The 15876-nt window shown below is 57.4% G+C and carries 16 protein-coding genes and 1 pseudogene; 8 read left to right on the top strand and 9 right to left on the bottom strand.

All coding sequences use genetic code 11. The features are described 5' to 3' along the window. Positions 1–24: 24 nt before the first annotated feature. The 3 genes from BM079_RS09485 to BM079_RS09475 are packed head-to-tail and all read right to left on the bottom strand — an operon-like array spanning position 25 to position 1579. A complete protein-coding gene (locus tag BM079_RS09485; protein ID WP_090133400.1) occupies positions 25–357 on the bottom strand; it encodes an AzlD domain-containing protein in 333 nt (110 codons plus the stop codon). After that, positions 354–1055 (bottom strand): AzlC family ABC transporter permease, encoded by a 702-nt coding sequence (locus BM079_RS09480; protein WP_090133398.1) that lies wholly within the window; start codon positions 1053–1055, stop codon positions 354–356. The genes BM079_RS09485 and BM079_RS09480 overlap by 4 nt, the downstream gene beginning before the upstream one ends. Next, positions 1052–1579 carry a helix-turn-helix domain-containing protein gene (locus BM079_RS09475; RefSeq protein WP_090133396.1) on the bottom strand — a complete coding sequence of 176 codons (528 nt, stop codon included), beginning with the start codon at positions 1577–1579 and terminating at the stop codon, positions 1052–1054. Before BM079_RS09475 ends, BM079_RS09480 begins: the two co-directional genes overlap by 4 nt. A 193-nt stretch (positions 1580–1772) precedes the next feature. On the opposite strand from BM079_RS09475, the gene BM079_RS09470 reads away from it, so the two are divergent. Beyond that, positions 1773–2372 carry an HNH endonuclease gene (locus BM079_RS09470; RefSeq protein ID WP_090133394.1) on the top strand — a complete coding sequence of 200 codons (600 nt, stop codon included), beginning with the start codon at positions 1773–1775 and terminating at the stop codon, positions 2370–2372. A 12-nt stretch (positions 2373–2384) separates the two neighbouring features. Here BM079_RS09470 and BM079_RS09465 read toward each other — a convergent pair whose 3' ends face one another. Next, positions 2385–2999 carry a transglutaminase-like cysteine peptidase gene (locus BM079_RS09465; RefSeq protein ID WP_090133392.1) on the bottom strand — a complete coding sequence of 205 codons (615 nt, stop codon included), beginning with the start codon at positions 2997–2999 and terminating at the stop codon, positions 2385–2387. 112 nt (positions 3000–3111) lie between these two features. Continuing rightward, on the bottom strand, positions 3112–3612 hold the full coding sequence (locus BM079_RS09460; RefSeq protein ID WP_090133390.1) for a DUF421 domain-containing protein: 501 nt from the start codon (positions 3610–3612) through the stop codon (positions 3112–3114). 121 nt (positions 3613–3733) lie between these two features. Between BM079_RS09460 and BM079_RS09455 the strand changes: the two genes are divergently transcribed. Beyond that, on the top strand, positions 3734–4333 hold the full coding sequence (locus BM079_RS09455) for a DNA-3-methyladenine glycosylase I (protein ID WP_090133387.1): 600 nt from the start codon (positions 3734–3736) through the stop codon (positions 4331–4333). Positions 4334–4438: 105 nt separating this feature from the next. Here BM079_RS09455 and BM079_RS09450 read toward each other — a convergent pair whose 3' ends face one another. Then, positions 4439–5194: a 2OG-Fe dioxygenase family protein gene (locus BM079_RS09450; protein ID WP_090133385.1), complete on the bottom strand. Its 756-nt coding sequence runs from the start codon at positions 5192–5194 to the stop codon at positions 4439–4441. 255 nt (positions 5195–5449) lie between these two features. Here BM079_RS09450 and BM079_RS09445 point away from each other — a divergent pair, with 255 nt between their 5' ends. From BM079_RS09445 to BM079_RS09420, 6 genes and pseudogenes are all read left to right on the top strand, one after another. Continuing rightward, a complete protein-coding gene (locus BM079_RS09445) occupies positions 5450–7387 on the top strand; it encodes a putative bifunctional diguanylate cyclase/phosphodiesterase (RefSeq protein ID WP_245742946.1) in 1938 nt (645 codons plus the stop codon). A 226-nt stretch (positions 7388–7613) separates the two neighbouring features. After that, positions 7614–8387 carry a Crp/Fnr family transcriptional regulator gene (locus tag BM079_RS09440; protein WP_090133383.1) on the top strand — a complete coding sequence of 258 codons (774 nt, stop codon included), beginning with the start codon at positions 7614–7616 and terminating at the stop codon, positions 8385–8387. A 366-nt stretch (positions 8388–8753) separates the two neighbouring features. Next, positions 8754–9608, top strand: a complete 855-nt coding sequence (gene fghA, locus BM079_RS09435) for an S-formylglutathione hydrolase (protein ID WP_090133381.1) — start codon at positions 8754–8756, stop codon at positions 9606–9608. Between the two features lie 190 nt (positions 9609–9798). Continuing rightward, positions 9799–10491 carry a monofunctional biosynthetic peptidoglycan transglycosylase gene (gene mtgA, locus BM079_RS09430; protein WP_090134191.1) on the top strand — a complete coding sequence of 231 codons (693 nt, stop codon included), beginning with the start codon at positions 9799–9801 and terminating at the stop codon, positions 10489–10491. A gap of 142 nt (positions 10492–10633) precedes the next feature. Further along, complete coding sequence (locus BM079_RS09425; RefSeq protein ID WP_090133379.1) at positions 10634–11017, top strand: DUF4168 domain-containing protein; 384 nt, start codon at positions 10634–10636, stop codon at positions 11015–11017. 171 nt (positions 11018–11188) lie between these two features. Next, positions 11189–12691, top strand: a pseudogene (locus BM079_RS09420) (sugar porter family MFS transporter); the annotation flags it as partial. Positions 12692–12776: 85 nt separating this feature from the next. Here the strand turns inward: BM079_RS09420 and BM079_RS09415 are convergent. From BM079_RS09415 to BM079_RS09405, 3 genes are all read right to left on the bottom strand, one after another. Next, a complete protein-coding gene (locus BM079_RS09415; RefSeq protein WP_090133375.1) occupies positions 12777–13652 on the bottom strand; it encodes an AEC family transporter in 876 nt (291 codons plus the stop codon). 96 nt (positions 13653–13748) lie between these two features. Continuing rightward, positions 13749–14636: a TIGR03915 family putative DNA repair protein gene (locus BM079_RS09410; RefSeq protein ID WP_090133374.1), complete on the bottom strand. Its 888-nt coding sequence runs from the start codon at positions 14634–14636 to the stop codon at positions 13749–13751. 16 nt (positions 14637–14652) lie between these two features. Next, on the bottom strand, positions 14653–15867 hold the full coding sequence (locus tag BM079_RS09405) for a putative DNA modification/repair radical SAM protein (RefSeq protein ID WP_090133373.1): 1215 nt from the start codon (positions 15865–15867) through the stop codon (positions 14653–14655). Positions 15868–15876: the final 9 nt, after the last annotated feature.

The raw sequence follows: 15876 nt of genomic DNA, 5'->3' as shown, positions 1-15876 counted from the left end.
CATGGGCGGGTCACGATAAAGACGTCATGACCCGCCCATCCGCACCAGAGCGTAGGCCGCGACACCGAAAGCGACCGGTAGGCCGAGCGTTCGCGTTCTGTGCCAGATCAAAAGCGTCACGAGACTTCCCATCATCGTGGCGCTCCAACCCTCTGTACCAGTATTCTGCGGCACCATCGATATGCCCAGCAGCGCTGCAATCATCAGTGGCGCCAGTACTCCGGGCCATGACGGCATTATCGTTTCTTTTCCTTCCGCACGCTGCCATCGCCGCTGTATCCAGTAAAGCGGCAGCATTCGAATCAGCAGCGTTCCTACGGCCGCTGCACCGGCCGCCAGCCAGATGTCGCTCTTCATGATCGCCTTTCTCCCGTGGTTTCAGGCAGCAGATAGAAGCACAGCGCACCGATAGCCGCCGCCAGGGGAACTGCGATGCTGCTCATGTCCGCAAGAGCAAGTATCAGGGCGGCAAGAGTGCTTGCTACTATTGCCGCGCCGCGACGAACGGAAGTACACCCCGGGGCCAGCAGTACCAGAAACAGCGCCGGCAGGGCAAAAGAGAGGGCATCGGCCAGCAGCGGCCATCGATCAATGATCTGCTCACCTACAAGACTGCCGATCAGCGTGCCGCCTGCCCAGCCGAGCCAGGCGATCAGGGCGGTACTGGTAAACCAGCTCATGCGGTCCTGTTCGGCAAGCAGGGGCAGGCGGTAATGCGCCAGGGCGAAGACCTGATCTGTCAGACCGTGCATCAACCATGGCCAGCGTCGACTCCCTGACAGCCAAGGGGCCAGCGAGGCGGAATAAACTACATGGCGGGCATTGATCAAAAGCGTCATGAGCACGGTCAGCCATGGCGGCGCCCCGCCTGCCACCATGCCTACAAACAGAAACTGCGAGGCGCCGGCGTAAATCAGCAGCGACAGCGCCGTGGCCTCAAAGGCGCTGAATCCGGCCTGACCGGCAATCAGCCCGAAAGAGAGGGCGACCGGGAGATAACCGCTCAATAGCGGCAAGGCTTCGCGAGCGCCCAGGCGCCAGACCGGACCGTTCACGACATCGTCTCATCGGGGTAGAAGATGGTAATCAACGCCGTGGCGCCCTGTGCTCCGGCCAGATAGGCATGCGGCTGATCGGCCGGGAATCGGTGCACGTCCTGCACTTCAAGCGTGGCGAGATCGTTTTCCGTGCCGGCTCGGAGATTGCCGGCAATGACCTGAAGCGTTTCACGCGTGCCGGCGGCATGGGCCGTGGCGCGTCGCTGTGCCTTCGGTGCCAGCGTCATCAGATAAATATCCACGGGCTGTGGGGTGTGATGACGATCGAGCAGGGCTACCGAAATATCGGCCTCCGTGACGGTGCTCTGGGTGGACGCCATCAGAGCGCTGAAGGGAATTTCCAGCTGCAGGGCCAGACGCCAGAGCGTATCCAGCGTTGGATTGCCCATTCCCTGCTCAATACGTGACAGGCTCGACTTGGCGATGCCTGCCTGCTCGGCCAGAAAGCTTAGCGACCATGCCCTGTGCCGGCGCAACAGGGCGATACGCTCTCCGAGTCGTCTGGTGGATGCGTCATTCATTTAATCTGCTCAATTGTTCCATATATGAAACGTTCTATATATGGAACATCTGATTGTCAACCGGTCTGGTTTTTGGCCGTTGTCACGACAGGTATGTGGCCAACGAAGAGAGACTCATGAAGGGATTGTCACGTCAGTGACATAGTGGTGTAGGATCGTGGGTATCGTCTCGACTCGTGGGGAGTTTCGTGTTATGCGCCAACCCATGGTGTTACGCCTTCATGCTTCCGGTATTCCGATCGACTGGTTGACGCTCGAAGAGGCTGCGGTATTGATGTCACGTGCCAGTGAGGGCGGTGTGGTCTGGTCGGATGGCGAGGCGGCCTATCGGCTGCATGGGGGCACCAGCTCGCTGACCGGGCAGCAGTCCTTTATCGACATTCCCGAAGTGATCGGTGTGTCGCCTCCCGTCAACGCCATGCTGGCGTTTGAGCATACCGGCTTTAACCGCGTGCTGTGCAAGTATCGCGAGGGCCTGTGCTGCGCCTACTGCGGTGTACCGGTAACGCGTCAGGCTCTGACGATCGATCATATCCTGCCTCGCTCGCGCGGTGGACAGCTCTCGATGCTCAATGCTGTCGCCTGCTGTCAGCGCTGCAACAGTCTCAAGGGCAATCGGACGCCGGAAGAGGCCGGCATGGCCCTGCTGTTGAAGCCCTTTGTCCCCACTATGGCGGAAGTGCTCTACATGATGCGACCGAAGGCCATGACCAGCCGACAGCTCTGGTATCTGAAGTGTCAGTTCAAGAATGCGTCCCTTCGCCACTATCTGACGGAGGCATTGGCGGCCTGAAGGGCGCGGTAATCAGTAGTGCATCAGATTCGACATGCGCTCGCTTAAAAGCTTGCCTCCCAGCGTGACCCTGGAAGGATCAACCGGTACGAAGCGATGATTCTTCCATAGCGCGCTGTGTTGTTCATCGAAAGTGACGATCGGCGTGAGATCCGTGCGCTGGGTTTCGGGCAGGATCAGGGGCGTCAGATTGTCGAGTACCAGATGGCTGCCGTCATCCCGCTGATAGCGTAAAACGGCGTGATAGGTCGGTGTCAGCGTGTCCCTTGCGGCCAGAAAATCCAGCCTGTCTGCCGATACGCCGGCCGCTCGCAGTATCTGGTATTTGGCGATGGCAAAGTCCTCGCAGTCGCCGTATCCATCTCGCGTCAGGCGGTCAAATCCTTTCCAGATGTCGGTCTTTTCTTCCCGCTGGCGCGCCGCGTTGTTGATGATCCGATTGACATATTGAAGCTGCGCCATGCCCGTACGCTGACGAACTTCTTTAACCAGCTCGGCGCTTGACTGGGTAACGGCCATCTCGCGAGCGTCGTCCCACCAGGTGAAGGTTTGCGCCGAGGTCGGACCGGCAAACGCCAGACAGCAGATCACCAGTGGGGCAGCAAGTGCGCGACGCAGTGCAGGCATGGGCGGATACCAAGAGGTTCATGGGCTGGCGCCGGAGCGACATTCTCATGATGTCGCCATATCAGCGCCGACCATGGCCCGATCAGAGCCCCTGAGGCAGGCCATTTTCGGATTATCGACCGGGCACGCCCTCGACGCCCTCCAGTGCCGAATCGTGTTCGCCGGCCTGGCCGATAACGCTAAAGGCGCCGTCGGTTTCCAGGACAACGGCATGAACCTGCTCGATGTCCACCATGCCCTTTTCACGGGCAGCGGCAAGAACTTCCGCCCTGACCACGCGTTCGCGCGTCATGGCGTCATGGCAATACTCGCCCTTGTAAAGCAGCAGCGTAGGTTGCGACTTGATCAGCTTGAGCACCCCCCGCGAGCGCACCGAGGTAAAGGTGATCACGAACTGCAGAGCAATGATGACCACAAAAGCTGTCACGCTCTGGGCAAGGGTGACCTCGGTGGAGGTCAGCGACGTGGCCAGAATCGATCCCAGCGCAATGGTAACCACGAAATCAAATGCATTCCATTTCGACAGGGTACGCTTGCCTGAAATACGAAGGACAATGATCAGGGTCAGATAGCTGAGGATGCCGACCACAATCGTGTGCATGATGGGCGTCATGGGCTGTACCTTTTGGGCGAGTAATAAAGCGAACCTTCAAGGTAGGGACATAACGGCGCCCGTGTCAGGTGATTGGCGGCAGATAGCGCGAAATATCCATATGTTGGCCTGGAGATGATTCATGACGAACGCCGTGTCGCCGATTCGTTGCCAGTGGGCGCAGGGGCATGTGCTGCTGGCGCACTATCATGATCATGAATGGGGCGTGCCGGAACCGGACGGGCAGGCGCTCTGGGAGAAGCTGATGCTTGACGGGTTTCAGGCTGGTCTATCCTGGTTGACCGTACTGAAAAAGCGTGACGCCTTTCGCGAGGCCTTCGAGGGATTTGACCCCGAGCGGGTGGCCCGTTTCACCGAGCGGGATATCGAGCGGCTGCTCGGCAATGCCGGCATCATTCGCTCGCGGGCCAAGATCGAGGCGACCATCGGTAACGCCCGGGCCTTTTTGCGTATGCACGAACGTGGGGAGGAATTTGCCGGATTCTGCTGGTCGATGGTGGATTCCCGACCGATTCAGAATGCTCCGCCGGTGCCGACGCAAACGCCACTGTCGGCTGCGTTTTCAAAAGCGCTCAAGGCAAGAGGGTTCAGGTTTGCAGGCCCCACCATCGTCCATGCCTGGATGCAGGCAACGGGCATGGTCAATGATCACGCGCCTGATTGCCACAGGCGTCAGGTGATAGCGGCGATGGGGGAGAACGCCATCATCTGTCGGTCATGATCCTCTGGAGACACTTTTATGATCAGGTGCCGGCCGACATGTGTCGGCCGGCGGCTCCCTCATGATTGAAGATGAATGATTGAAGACACAGAGCTGCCTGACATATCAGGCAATGTGTTCGTGAATGACGGCTTCCGGGAAATAGCGACGCAGCATGCGATTTTGAAAACCATCCACAAAGCTTGCGTTGATGATAATGATGAATCGCTCGTAGGGCTGGTTGGCATCTTCCTGACGCAGCGGCTTCGCGCCGTGAAAGAGGCGGTCGTCACGCAGGTGAAGCACATCGCCCGGCTCCATGACCTGATCAGCCACCTGTTCCTGCCCCGCGCGGTCGGCGTAGAGAACGCTTTCGGCGCCACTGACGTTGTTACGGTCCAGCACCATGATGCTCAGATAGCGGCAGCCATCGGCATGGATACCCTGACCCTGTAGCGGGTCCAGTTCACCCGAGCCGCGGACACCGGTAATCTGCATCAGGATCGGCTCGTTGGCATCGAGCCCCCAGAGGCCGGCCCAGGATTCCACAAAGGCGCGTACGTCGGGACGGTCGAGAAAGTCCTGCTCCAGTGCCGGATACCAGCGCAACTTGTCTGCCATGCTGTCGGCATCGTTGTACTGACCGCCCTGCGCCATGGGGCATTCGCCCAGACTCTTCATCTTTCCCTGTTCGTCCAGCGCGAGCCAGGACATGCGTTTCCAGCGGCGCTCGACGTAAGGGTCGCGCGGCACATTGCGGGTAAAGGCCTGCCATGCTGCCAGATCGATACGATCGCGAACATGGGTAAAGCACCAGTCCTTTTCGGCAAGCGCGGTGGGGACGTTGTGCTGCCACCAGGATTGAGCGTTGGTCGTGGTCATCTTTTGACTCCTGAAAGGATAAGGATTTTTGTCGGGTGTCGGCATTTGCCGACACCCGACACATAAATGTTATGGGCTTTCAGAAGGGGAAGAATGACCGGGGGACGCTTGCGTGCGTGAAACTGCGACAATTTCTGCACGCTGGTAATAGCTGAATTGTTCCTTGTGACATGGCGTAAGCTGTTATGCTGACGACAGACACCAGCATTTTTGACCAGCCGACCGTCTGACCGGTCAGATCAGGATTAATTGGAGATGCGCATTTCTCACAGGTCCCCGCGCTACGGCTCTGCCCTGGGCATGGCTCTGATACTGGCGCTGGCTATCATGGCTTTTATGAGTGCCCATCATCTGATCGTTCTATTTTTATCCGTGGCGCTGGTGATGGTGCTGCTGGCCTGGCATCGCTGCCGTCAGCGCAATCGCCAGCTCTATCGGCGGCTTCATCATCCGGCCAACCATCTCGGCAGCCACGAACGTCTGCGTTACGACCGAAGCGAGCAGCGTTTTCGGGCGCTGCTCGAGAGTCTGCCGCGAGTGGCCGTGCAGGGCTATGATCGACAAAGGCGTGTCATTTACTGGAATGCCGCAAGCACACAGCTTTATGGCTATATGCCCGGCGAAGTGATGGGCTGCCGGTTTGAAGAGCTGATCATTCCCAAAGACATGCGTGAGTCGGTCGTGCGCGCTCATCAGGCGTGGATCAACGAAGGCGTTGAAATCCCGGCCAGCGAGATAGAGTTGTTGCACAAGTCCGGGCGCCACGTCGCAGTGTTTTCTCACCATGTCATGCTCGGGCAGCACACTGACAATCCGCTGATGTTCTGCGTCGATGTTGATCTGTCGGTTCAAAAACAGGCCCATCGCGATCTGGAGTTTATCCAGCGCTATGATCCGCTGACGCTTTTGCCCAATCGCGATGCCTTCATTGCCGAGCTTGACCGCCTGCTTGAAGATCGCCAGTCGGCGCCGCTGGCGGTCTTTTTCATCGATATCGAGAAGTTTTCCGACATCAATGACACCCTGGGTTACGAGCAGGGTAATCATTTGCTGACCCTGGTGGCCGAGCGGCTGTCGCAGTACTGCTATACCTCTGATCTTCTGGCACGCTTTGGTAATGATGAATTTGTCATGGCGTGTACGCAGCTGGATTCGCGGCGCCATGCCCTGCAATTGATCGATCGCATTAACAGCATGTTTGAAATGCCTTTCACGCTGGCAGGCAAACCTCATCGCATCAGGATCAGTCAGGGCATCAGCCTCTTTCCCGACAACGGTGAGGATGCCCGGTCACTCGTTCATGCCGCCAATGTGGCGCGCAACCGCGCCAGAACGCCGGGTGAAAGCCGGTTTCAGATCTTCAGCCATGAATTTCATCGCGATCTGATCCATCAGCATGAGCTGCTCAAGCGACTGGAAAACGCCATCGATCAGGATGAGCTTGCCCTTCATTTCCAGCCTCAGATCTCGCGCAGCGGCCGAATTGAAAGCATGGAAGCACTGCTGCGCTGGTTTCCGGCTGGAGGCGGCATGGTCTCGCCGGCCGAGTTTATTCCGCTGGCCGAGCGCTTTGGACTGATGGAGCGTCTGGGAAGCTGGTCCATTGACGCCCTGTGCACTCAGCAGGCGGTGTGGAAGACGCAGGGACTTACGGGATATCGCGTGGATCTCAATCTGTCGGGAGAACACCTTCGCTCTACTGCCATGCTCGAGAAGCTCGAGAAAGCCATACAGCGTCATCAGCTTTCCATGCGCGATGTCGGCATCGAAATTACCGAAAACGTGCTGGTGCGCGCCGATGAGACAGTGAAAGCCTATCTGCAGACGCTTTACCATCGCGGCATGAAGATCGCCATCGATGATTTCGGGACCGGTTACTCGTCACTGGCCTATCTCAAGCAGTTTCCCGTTACCTCACTCAAGATTGATCGCACCTTTGTGGTGGATGCGCCCGACAATCTGCAGGATCGCGCCATTCTCGCGGGTATCGTGTTTATTGGCCATCGACTGGGCCTTGAAGTCATTGCTGAAGGCGTAGAAACCAGTGAGCAGCTTGAGCTGGTCAACGAGCTCAATGTCGATCTGGTGCAGGGGTTTTATTACTTCCGTTCCATGCCTGCTGAACGTATTACTCCCCTGCTTGAAACGCAGCCCCTGTTCAAGGGGCACAAGGGACCTTCCTCGAGCCGGTAAGCGGGAGCACGACACGCCGGTGACCATAGTGAAACTGCGATCCCCTGTCATGTGATCCGGCGGTCGGCACCCACTCTAAATGATTGATTTTTTGCTCTTTGCATAATCCAGGTTAGCGGCATTCCTTCCCGATTCGTCCAACAATAGTGACTATCTTTGGACGGTAATGCATCAATTCTTACTATAATACTGAATGGCTTTCTCAACGCGATTCAGGGTGCATGCCATGTTGGACAGGGATAGCTGCCTGGTGCGTAACTTCAAACATTATTGTGCGCTTGACGAGACGGAAGCCGAGCTTCTGGCAGCGCTGGAAAAGACGCCTCAGACCATGTCGAATGCCCAGATGCTATGGGAGGAGAACCATCCTGCGGACACTTTGTGTGTGCTCAGCGAAGGATGGGCCTATTCCTATCGGTCGATGGATGATGGAACCCGACAGATTCTGAACATTTTTTTGCCGGGCGACATTATCGGACTGAGCGACTTTTCACCCCGGCGTCATCTGACGTCGGTGGCCATGCTGACAGAAGGGGTTGTCTGTCGTTTTCCACTCAATAACCTGACAAATATCTTTGCAACATCTTCAAGGCTGACCACGGTGCTTTTTTCGCTGGCGGGTCAGCAACAGGCCATCATGGCCGAGCGACTGGTCAACATGGGTCGACGTAACGCGCGCGAAAAGGTGGCCCACTTTATCTGTGAAATGCACCTTCGTCTGAGCAAGACCTGCCCGAACACTTCGCATCAATTTCACCTGCCACTGTCACAGCAGGTATTGGCCGATGTCCTGGGGCTTTCAGCGGTGCATGTCAGCCGCACCTTTTCCGAGCTTCGTGAAGAGGGGCTTTTGTATCGCGAGCGCAACCGTATCGATATTCCGGATCTGAAAGCCTTCCATGAGGTGGCCGGATTTTCGGATATCTACCTCAGTGACAGCGTCGATGAGCTGCTGGAACGCTCCGACCGGGACAGTCACAGTGGAGGTGGTCTGCGCTGAACCGGTGGAACTGACAGAGCGTCATCCGGTCCTGTCAAAGGCCATGGCGAAGGTATTCGGGTGCCCCGGGCAGGTTAACCAAAGCTGTCCGGGGCATTTGCCCTTGTTCGTGATGTGAGCCTTCCTCGATACGATAGTCTTTTTCAGACATGTCCAGCCGGATCTTGTCTGTTTACGACCCATTTCCAGCTCTGTGCCCCTTGCGGTTGCTGTCGTCAGCCGTGTGTCTCACTATATTGCAGCAACAGATTGATGATTGACGCTTTCCGGTGCTCCAGTCGGTGATGCCATGCGTCTCATCAGTCTGTATGGATCAGCATTGAACCCATCTTTGCGCCAGAGATACACCCACAAGTGGAGACAGACATGACGCAGGGCATTGAACAGTTGAGCGCCACCAAAAGCCATGGTGGATGGGTCAAGCGCTTTAGCCATCGCTCGCAGGTGCTTGATTGCGACATGACCTTTGGCATCTTTCTGCCTCCTCAGGCAGAAGAGGGCAATGTGCCGGTACTGTGGTGGCTTTCCGGTCTGACCTGTACCGATGAAAACTTCATGCAAAAGGCCGGCGCTCAGAAAATGGCGGCCAGACTGGGCATTGCCATTGTCTGCCCGGATACCAGTCCGCGCGGCACCGATTTGCCCGGCGAGCATGACAGCTACGATTTTGGCTCTGGGGCCGGCTTCTATATCAACGCCCAAAAAGAGCCCTGGAGCCGCCACTATCACATGTATGACTATGTGACGAGCGAGCTGCCCGCTCTGGTGCGCGAACACTTTCCCATCAGCGAGCGCGAGGCCATCAGTGGCCACTCCATGGGAGGCCACGGCGCCCTGATCTGTGCTTTGAAACAGCCCGGGCGCTATGCCAGCGTGTCTGCCTTTGCCCCCATCGTGAATCCCGTGGCCTGCCCCTGGGGAGAAAAGGCCTTCAGCAACTATCTCGGGAATGAGCGCGGTGAATGGGCCGACTGGGACGCCTGCGAACTGGTACTGGCCAAAAGCTCCGGACAGCCCATGTTTGTCGATCAGGGCGAGGATGATCAGTTCCTCAATGAACAGCTCAAGCCCGAGAACCTTGAAAAGGCCTGCCATATTCAGGGCGTTTCGCTGAAACTGCGCCGTCATGAAGGCTATGACCACAGCTATTTCTTTGTGGCAAGCTTTATCGACGATCACCTTGAATATCATGCGCATCATCTCTTCGCCGATCAGGCATGATCTTTCAGAGTGTTAACGATTGAATGTCGTCCGGGGCTTCCATGGGAGCCCCGGAGGCGTTTGAAGCGTCACATATTGGAAAGGCATCCGGTTATCACTGCGTGTAACCTGTTGCCCTTGACACGATTTCAGTGGTGCCGCTCGATACGACAACAAGTGTTGCGGCCGGAACAAGGAGAGATGGGCGTTGATCGGACAGCTGTTGCGATGGTTCGGGAAGGTAGTTCTGGGAGCCGTCGTGCTTTCGATACTGCTGGTCACGCTGTTTCGTTTTGTGCCGCTGCCCGGGTCGATGGTAATGCTGGAGCGCAAGGTGGGCTCCATGGTGGATGGCGAGCCCATGACGCTTGAATATCGCTGGACGCCGTGGCGCTCCTTGTCGGATCAGGCAAAGCTGGCCGTGATTGCTGCCGAGGATCAGAAATTTCCCTACCACTATGGGTTCGATCTTGATCAGGTTCACGACGCCATTCAGGCATGGCAGGAAGGCAAAAGCCTGCGCGGTGCCAGTACCATCAGTCAGCAGACCGCCAAGAATGTTTTCCTGTGGTCTGATCGTAGCTGGCTGCGCAAGGGCATGGAGGTCTGGTTCACCCTGTTGATCGAATTGATCTGGCCCAAGGAGCGTATCCTTGAGGTCTATCTCAATGTGGTGGAGTGGGACCGGGGCGTCTTCGGACTGGAAGCCGCGGCCCGTCATTACTATGGCATCGGCGCCAGTCAGGTCACGGCGGATCAGGCCGCACGACTTGCTGCCGTTCTGCCCAATCCGCGTGGCTGGAATCCGGTCACGCCCAGTGCCCGGGTGGCGCAGCGTAGCACCTGGGTCAGACAGCAGATGAGACAGTTGGGCGGCACTCGCTATCTACAGCGTCTACAGTAGATGATGCTGCATGGAACAAGGCCATAAAGCCTTTAAAATTAATTACATGCAGTAACAAAATCGGTTGAACTTAATGCCGCGCACAGCGTCATAATGTCAGTACGCATGCATTGAAAAGCAAAGGTAAGTCAGGAGGATGTTCATGAAACGTTTCGCCGCAGTTGTTTCCGCATCGCTGGTCGCGACCGGCCTCGCTGCCACGCCAGCGCTTGCCGCTCAGGAGCAACCGACTCAGCAGGCTCAGGGCCAGCAGCAGTCACAGAACTTCAGCGATGAGCAGCTGCAGAACTTTGCCTCTGCTTCCCAGGAAATTGCAGGCATTTCTCAGGATTACACACAGCAGCTGCAGGGCGCCGATGGCGCTGACGCACAGCAGAGCATCCGTGAAGAGGCCAACCAGAAGATGGTTCAGGCCGTTCAGGATAACGATCTGCAGGTCGAGCAGTTCAATCAGATCGGTCAGGCTGTCCAGAACGATCCTCAGATGATGCAAAAGGTTCAACAGATGGCGCAGCAAAAGCAGTAAGCCATCGATCACCCTGAAAGGGCCGCTTCTCTGGAAGCGGCCCTTTTTTATGGCTGATCCTCAGAGTCCGTAAAACCCGGCCTTCAATCCAGGTTCGAGAAAGTCGTCGTCTTCTACTAAAGTCTTTCGCTGAAAGCTTAAGGCCAGCTAAAGGCTGGCAACACTCAGGGACGAACACGGACGTACATGACGAATCAAAAGGATTCCAGCGGGATAGGCTACATACTTTCCATCTGCCTTGTAGCGGCACTTGGCGGCATCCTGTTTGGCTATGACACGGCAGTCATTTCAGGTGCCATCGACTCGATCACCACCTACTTTGATCTTTCCTCCACCATGAAGGGGTGGGCAGTGTCCAGCGTTGTCATTGGCAGTATCGTGGGCGCACTGGGCGCCGGTTACCTTGCCAACATCCTCGGACGTCGCATGACCATGATGACGGCAGCAGCGCTGTTTCTGGTGTCGGCGCTGGGGTCGGCACTGGCGCCTTCATTCTGGTTTTACATCATTTTGCGCCTGGTGGGCGGCGTGGCCGTTGGCATTGCAAGCGTGGTCTCTCCCATGTACATGGGAGAGCTGGCACCGCAGCACTGGCGCGGCAGAACGCTGAGCATGTTTCAGCAATCGCTGGTAGTCGGTCAAACGATTGTCTTTTTCGTTAACTATTTTATTGCCCGCGATGTGGCCCAGACCTGGCTGGACAACTACGGCTGGCGTTGGATGCTGGGCTCCGAGGCCATTCCGGCCGTGCTTTTTGCAGTGCTGCTGCTGCTGGTTCCCGAATCGCCGCGCTGGTGCATCATGCACGGGCAGCATGATCGGGCTCGACGCATTCTGGCACGCTTTACCCCTCAAAAGGATATCGAGCCGATGGTCGAGGAAGTGCGTCACTCCCTGGATGGCGGCCAATCTGCCGGGCGTCGCGCCATGAATCGCCAGCTGCGTCAGGAAAAGCGCAGTTCGCGTAGCGCGCTTAAAAAGCCCGTGATGATGGGCATCGCGCTGGTCGGTATCTTTCTCTCGGCGGCGCAGCAGCTCTCCGGCATCAATGTGGTGATGTATTACGCGCCTACTGTACTTTCCGGCGTAACCGACAGCACGGGGAGCGCGCTTTTACAGACAGGCTATATCGGCCTGATCTTCATCGTGGGCAACCTGGCGGGCATGTATCTGATTGACCGCGTTGGACGCGTGCGTCTTCTTACCCTCGGTTCACTGGCCTGTATTCTGAGCATGGCCGTGTTGGGGACGGTGTTCTGGTTTGATGTCCAGGGTTACACCGCCATGATCGCCATCATGGTCTATGTGACCGGTTATGCCATTTCATGGGGGTGCTGCAGCTGGGCGCTGCTGTCGGAAATCTTCCCCAATGCCATTCGTGAATCTGGCATGGCAATGGCCATGGGGGCCCAATGGACGGCCGGTTTTATCGTGGCGCAGACCTTCCCGATGATGCGCGGCAGCGAATGGCTCAACAATGTTTTCAACGGCGCCTTCCCGTTCTGGCTCTTTGGCGCCATCACACTGGTCAGCCTGTTCGTCGTCTGGCGCTTCGTTCCGGAAACAAAAGGCGTACCGCTGGAGTCGATGGAGACCCTGATGAGTGAAAAATTCCGTCGTGGCCGGGTCGAAAATTTTTCGCAGTATCGTGAAGGTCAGGCACAGCCGGCCTGATCGTGGCGATGGATCAACAGGATGATGCAATAAAAAGGCTCCGCTTCGCCGGGGCCTTTTCATGGGCAGATGCTGGTAGGCCCCGCTAGATGATCCACATCAGCATCAGCGGCAGATAGATAAAGGAGGTGAGGGTGGAGCACATGACCAGGCTTGCCACAAACTCGGGTGAACGCCCGGCCTTCTGCGCGAACAGATAGTTATAGACGGCAATCGGCATACACATCATGACCATCAGGATACCGCGTGCTTCATCACTCAGCCCCAGCACAAGTCCGGCGCCCTGAGCGATCAAACCGGCAATCACCACCCGGCCAAGTGCAAAAGCAAGTCCTGCTGACAGATTGCGGGCCCGAATGCTGGCCAGCGCCACGCCCAGCGTGATCAGCATGATGGGAATGGTCATCCCGGCCAGCAGTTCGATGCTGTTGGCCATCCACGCGGGCAGCGTAATCTGATACGCCATCAGCACAATGGCGATGATGCTGGCATAAATAGTGGGATTGGTCAGCATGCTCTTCAGCGGACGTGAGCTACTGGTAATACTGCCAACCACAAACTGGGCAATGGAGACGATGACGAATACCGCAATGGCCAGCGAAAATCCCTGACCCTTGCCAAAGGCATACATGGCCAGCGGTAGCCCCATGTTGCCGGTGTTTGGGAACAGCACCGGCGGAATGATAACCTTCCAGTGAATATTTGAGACACGGGCCACGATCATGCCCACGACCAGCAGGGCCAGCAGACACAGCAGGGTCGCTCCCGCCATGCGAGAGAAGGCCGCGAGTTCAACGTGCGCGTCTGACAGAGCATTAATGATCAGACACGGCGTACCGACGTTGAATACCAGCTTGGTAACGAAGCCTGTCGGATAGGGCTGTCGAAAGCGCACCCAGAAATAACCGACACCGGCGCCGATCATGATGGGCATCATGACCGCCAGAAGTTGAGTAAACATGAGAGACCTTGAAGGCAGGAAGATCATTAGACGATAGTCTATATATTCTCCCGGGATTTTACCGTCGCTTGCAAGTCATCCTGAAAGAAGCAGCCGCTAGTGTCGAGATTTTCCATTTGATGCAATGGTTCGACCGCGACGGGTCGCGAGTCGACTGTCCTGTCCAAGGCGCTGTGCCCCATGGCGAGCATGGCTGATCAAGCCGGTAATCAGCACGCGTTCTGGCATATGCTGCCAGAAGCGCGATGGCATGCTGCGCACCATTGTTTTTTCATTGAGCCGGGCCGGGTTGAAGGTGCTGGCGTAATAGGCCAGCCATAGATCCTCGGCATCGTCCTCCATCTCTGCCAGGGCCTGATAATCCTTCACCGTGAAGGCGCCGGTCTCGGGGCGTTCAATGTGCCACTGGCGACCGTCACAGATGATGGCGCCTCCCGGGGTCATGATCAGCCAGCGATGCTGTCCCATGCGGTCAATAAAGTGTTGTGCTGCGGCTTCAAGAACATCATGGCGGGGTTCAAACCAGGCGATAAACTCAGGCGCATGCTGATGCTCGTCATCCACGGGCTGCGGATGAAATCGCAGGAAGGCGTGGATGTGGTGCACTTCGTGACTAACGGCCTTGACCCGCTGTTCGATGATTGCACCGTCAGAATCACCTGCCAGCAGGGCTTCGCCTTCTCCCATCGCCAGTCGCCAGACCACCCGATAAAGTAGCGCCCAGCGACACTCCTGATGATGGGTGTGCCAGTAGTGCGAGGCGCACTCAAGCCGGCGCAGTTCATGTCTGGAAAGCCTCAATGCCAGCGGTGCTTCGGCGGGTGGCGGTAAATCGGTACCACCGCTGGCAAAGAGATCTCCCGCCGAGTCCTCGCTCTGCCACAGCACGTTTCCGGGCGGCACGCGCGCGGCCAGCAACCGGCGGGCATCATCGCGCCAGCAGGTAAAATTGGCTCGTGTCATGTGCAGGGTGTACATCGTCATGGCAGCTCCCGAAAGACTAAAGCAGGGCCATCTGCGCCGGTGTTGATGTCTGCAACTGTGCCAGCAGTGCGTGTCGTTCCAGACCGGCCTGTCGGGGTCGGTAATCCTGGGTAGTAATGAAGGGCGCCAGTTTTTTCATGGAGCAGCCCAGTCGGGTCAGATCGCTGTAGCGAATGCGACGTTCACGGCGAAGAGTGTCGATACGATGCGCGCTGGTCACTCCGATGCCGGGTACGCGGGCAATCATGTACATGTCGGCGCTGTCGAGATCGATGGGAAAGAGCTCGCGATGATTAAGCGCCCAGGCCAGCTTGGGGTCGATATCCAGTGACAGGTTGCCGGGGCCCGTCAGAAGCTCGTCGGCATGGAAACCATAGCCCCGGATCAGGAAGTCGGCTTGATAGAGGCGGTGTTCACGCAATAACGGCGGCGCGATCAGCGGTACCGATGAGGGGCTTTCGGGAATGGGTGAAAAGGCCGAGTAATACACTCGCTTGAGATGATATTGGCTGTAGAGCGATTGGACGTTGCCCAGAATGGTGTGGTCATCGGTCTCATCAGCGCCCACGATCATCTGGGTGCTCTGGCCACCGGGCGAAAAACGGGGCGCTTTCGGCTCGGCCGTGGCTTCTTCCAGCCCGTCACGTATGGTCGACATGGCGTGGCGAATAGTGGTGTCGCTTTTCTCGGGCGCCAGACGTTCCAGACTCTGACTGGTGGGCAGTTCGACGTTGACGCTGAGACGGTCAGCGTACAGCCCGGCCTGGCGGATCAGGTCAGGAGAGGCATCCGGAATCGTCTTGAGATGGATATAGCCACGAAACTGGTGCTCAATGCGCAGTGTTCTGGCGACCCGAACCAGCGCCTCCATGGTGTAGTCGTTGGATCGGATAATGCCCGAGCTGAGAAACAGGCCGCTGATCAGATTGCGACGGTAGAAATCGAGCGTCAGCCGCACGATCTCATCCACGCTGAAGCGTGCCCGGGGCACGTTGCTGGAGCGTCGGTTGATGCAGTACTGGCAGTCGTACAGGCAGAAGTTGGTCATCAGGATCTTGAGCAGCGCCACGCAGCGGCCATCCGGAGTGAAGCTGTGACAGATGCCGTTGCCATTGGTCGCGCCCAGGCCTTTCTGACCCTTTGAGGAACGTTTGGGGGCACCGCTGCTGGCGCAGGATGCATCGTATTTTGCGGCGTCGGCCAGAACGATCAGCTTGTCAGTGAGCTGCATAAAGGCGCC

Origin of the sequence: Kushneria avicenniae (assembly GCF_900112585.1) — a bacterium.
Taxonomy (GTDB): Bacteria; Pseudomonadota; Gammaproteobacteria; order Pseudomonadales; family Halomonadaceae; genus Kushneria; species Kushneria avicenniae.
Note: the sequence above shows the minus strand (reverse complement) of the source record. Positions and strands in the feature narration are given on the sequence as shown.